At 64.2% G+C, this 2,293-nt stretch carries 3 protein-coding genes; 2 read left to right on the forward strand and 1 reads right to left on the reverse strand.

Annotated elements, in window-relative coordinates; all coding sequences use genetic code 11:
• Nucleotides 1-314: 314 nt before the first annotated feature.
• Complete coding sequence (locus CXY80_RS00145; RefSeq protein ID WP_092452225.1) at nucleotides 315-509, reverse strand: hypothetical protein; 195 nt, start codon at nucleotides 507-509, stop codon at nucleotides 315-317.
• Nucleotides 510-808: 299 nt separating this feature from the next.
• On the opposite strand from CXY80_RS00145, the gene CXY80_RS00150 reads away from it, so the two are divergent.
• Together CXY80_RS00150 and CXY80_RS00155 are read left to right on the forward strand one after the other, a co-directional pair.
• On the forward strand, nucleotides 809-1,807 hold the full coding sequence (locus tag CXY80_RS00150; protein WP_104131123.1) for an LLM class flavin-dependent oxidoreductase: 999 nt from the start codon (nucleotides 809-811) through the stop codon (nucleotides 1,805-1,807).
• Between the two features lie 9 nt (nucleotides 1,808-1,816).
• Nucleotides 1,817-2,185: an MmcQ/YjbR family DNA-binding protein gene (locus CXY80_RS00155; RefSeq protein ID WP_104131124.1), complete on the forward strand. Its 369-nt coding sequence runs from the start codon at nucleotides 1,817-1,819 to the stop codon at nucleotides 2,183-2,185.
• Nucleotides 2,186-2,293: the final 108 nt, after the last annotated feature.

Raw genomic sequence — 2,293 nt, forward strand, 5'->3', positions numbered from 1 at the left:
ATAACTATCGAAACTCTGTCACCATTTTATGCAGGGCAGATTCGGGCGATTGGAATGGCGTCCCGATCCACAAACAGCGTGCGCGGGCATGCCGGGCCCATGTTGCGAACGCGCTCCCAGCTGTTTGACAGGCCAGGACCAAGAACAGTGCGCGCCGGCGCAGCCCGACGGCTGGCGCAGAAGACTGTAGGGGCACCGGCGCAACGCAGCCGCAACGCGGCCGCAACGGGAACCGCAACCGCCGGCAAAGTGGCCGCGCAGGCGCAGGAGTGCCCCGGACGCGCAGGCCCAGGCGGAGCCCTCCAGCTTCGGCGTTACGCGGCCAGGGGAGTGAGCTCCACACTCCAGCGGATGGCGCGGACGCCGGCCCGGGTGCCGTGCGGCTCGCCGCCGTGGCCGCACAGGCGGCGGCACTCCACGAGGTCCGCGGCTGGGGTGATGTGCGGGTCGCGGCAGGAGCTGTCGTAGCCGGTGTAGTCGATTTCAAGCAAGAGTTCGTCGTCGGTCATGGTTGTGGTTCCACTTCAGCGGGGCATCTCGTCGGAGCTGCCGGGCGAATGCACCTACCGGAGCAGGCGTTTGCCTCGAATTGATCGTGCGCGAATTGGTGGCACGCGATCAGGATCGAAACCCGATGTCACTCTCCGGCGATGCTGACGGAGCTGGTCTATGCGTACGAGGCTAGGTCGCCCGGGTACGGATTGTCTGCAAGAAGGCGAAAATGTTTCAGTTCGTTACCTGATGGAAATGCCTCTTGCCCATTTCGGGTAGCGGGTAACGATTTGCGCGCGCCAGCGTTGGTCCCAGTATGACTATTCCGCTGTCCATTCTTGACCTCGCTCCGATTGCCCCTGGGGAGACCGCTCGAGAGAGCTTTGCGGCGAGTGTCGCGCTGGCCCAGACCGCCGAAAAACACGGGTATGCGCGCGTCTGGTATGCGGAGCACCACAATATGCCGACGATCGGATCGTCGGCGACCAGTATTCTGATCGGCCACGTTGCTGGGCAGACCAGCACCATTCGGCTCGGATCCGGCGGCGTCATGCTGCCCAACCACTCGCCGCTCGTGATCGCCGAGCAGTACGGCACTCTCGCCGAGCTCTACCCCGATCGCATCGACCTGGGCCTTGGACGGGCGCCCGGCAGCGACCAGACCACCGCTCGGGCGATGCGACGCGATCCGCGTGCCTCCGACCAGTTTCCCCAGGACGTCATGGAACTGCAGGCTTACCTGCGCGGCCAGTCGATCGTGCCCGGTGTGCAGGCGGTTCCCGGAGCCGGCACCAACGTTCCGCTGTACATTCTCGGCTCCTCGCTGTTCGGCGCCGGTCTCGCCGCCGCACTCGGCTTGCCCTACGTCTTCGCCTCGCACTTCGCGCCCGACGCGCTTCACGAGGCCATCGCGCTCTACCGCCGCGACTTCAGGCCCTCGGAGCAGCTCGCCGCCCCGCACCTCATTATTGCCGCCAACGTGATCGCGGCCGATGAGAAAGCGGATGCTGTGGCGCAGTTTGACACGACCCGTCGCATCCGGGTGCGCGGCATGCTCTCCCGCGGACCGGCCACGCCCGAGTACAGCGACGACCAGATCGACGTCTTCCTGACCACCCCGGAGGGCCGGAACATCGCCAACATGATGCGCTACTCGGCCGTCGGAACGGCGGACGAGGTGCGCGCCTACCTCAAGGAATTCGCCGAGGGAACCGGGGCCGATGAGCTCATTCTGGCCCACCAGTCGCCGCTGATCGAGGAACGCCTGCGGTCGGTCGAGCTGACCGCCGATGCGATGAATCTTGTCGCGGCCTAGATTGGCCTGATGACTCCGGACGCGCTCGTCGACCTGTGTCTGAGCCTGCCTCAGGCTGTTGAGACCTTTCCGTTCGGCGAGGAGACGAGCGTGTTCAAAACCAGCGGCAACGGCAAGATTTTTGCCCTTGCTGCCCTGGCCGGCGACCCGCTGACGGTCTCACTAAAGTGTGATCCGGAGGAAAGCCGCGCACTGCGTGAGGAGTTTCCCGCGTGGATCACGCCGGGGTATCACCTCAATAAGAAGCACTGGATCACGATTGTGCTCGATGGCCATGTGCCCCGCGAGCTCGTCGAGGAGCTGCTGCGGGATAGCCACGCTCTCGTGCGGCCGAGAGTTCCCCGGGCGCAGCAACGTCCCAACGTTGACGAGACGTGAGTTACAGGCCGTTGAATCGTGGCAAAGTCATATGGTCGTAGCAACGCTCTAGTGATTGGAGCGTTTTATGGTCAAGTTGTTTCCGCCGAATACTCGCACTGAGTTCAT

This window comes from Cryobacterium sp. M91 (genome assembly GCF_002929615.1).
Lineage (GTDB): Bacteria > Actinomycetota > Actinomycetes > Actinomycetales > Microbacteriaceae > Cryobacterium > Cryobacterium levicorallinum.

What these genes read in the sequence shown, in the direction of transcription:
- CXY80_RS00145 (WP_092452225.1), bottom strand. Translation starts at nt 509, where the DNA reads ATGACCGACGACGAACTCTTGCTTGAAATCGACTACACCGGCTACGAC.
- CXY80_RS00150 (WP_104131123.1), top strand. Translation starts at nt 809, where the DNA reads ATGACTATTCCGCTGTCCATTCTTGACCTCGCTCCGATTGCCCCTGGG.
- CXY80_RS00155 (WP_104131124.1), top strand. Translation starts at nt 1,817, where the DNA reads ATGACTCCGGACGCGCTCGTCGACCTGTGTCTGAGCCTGCCTCAGGCT.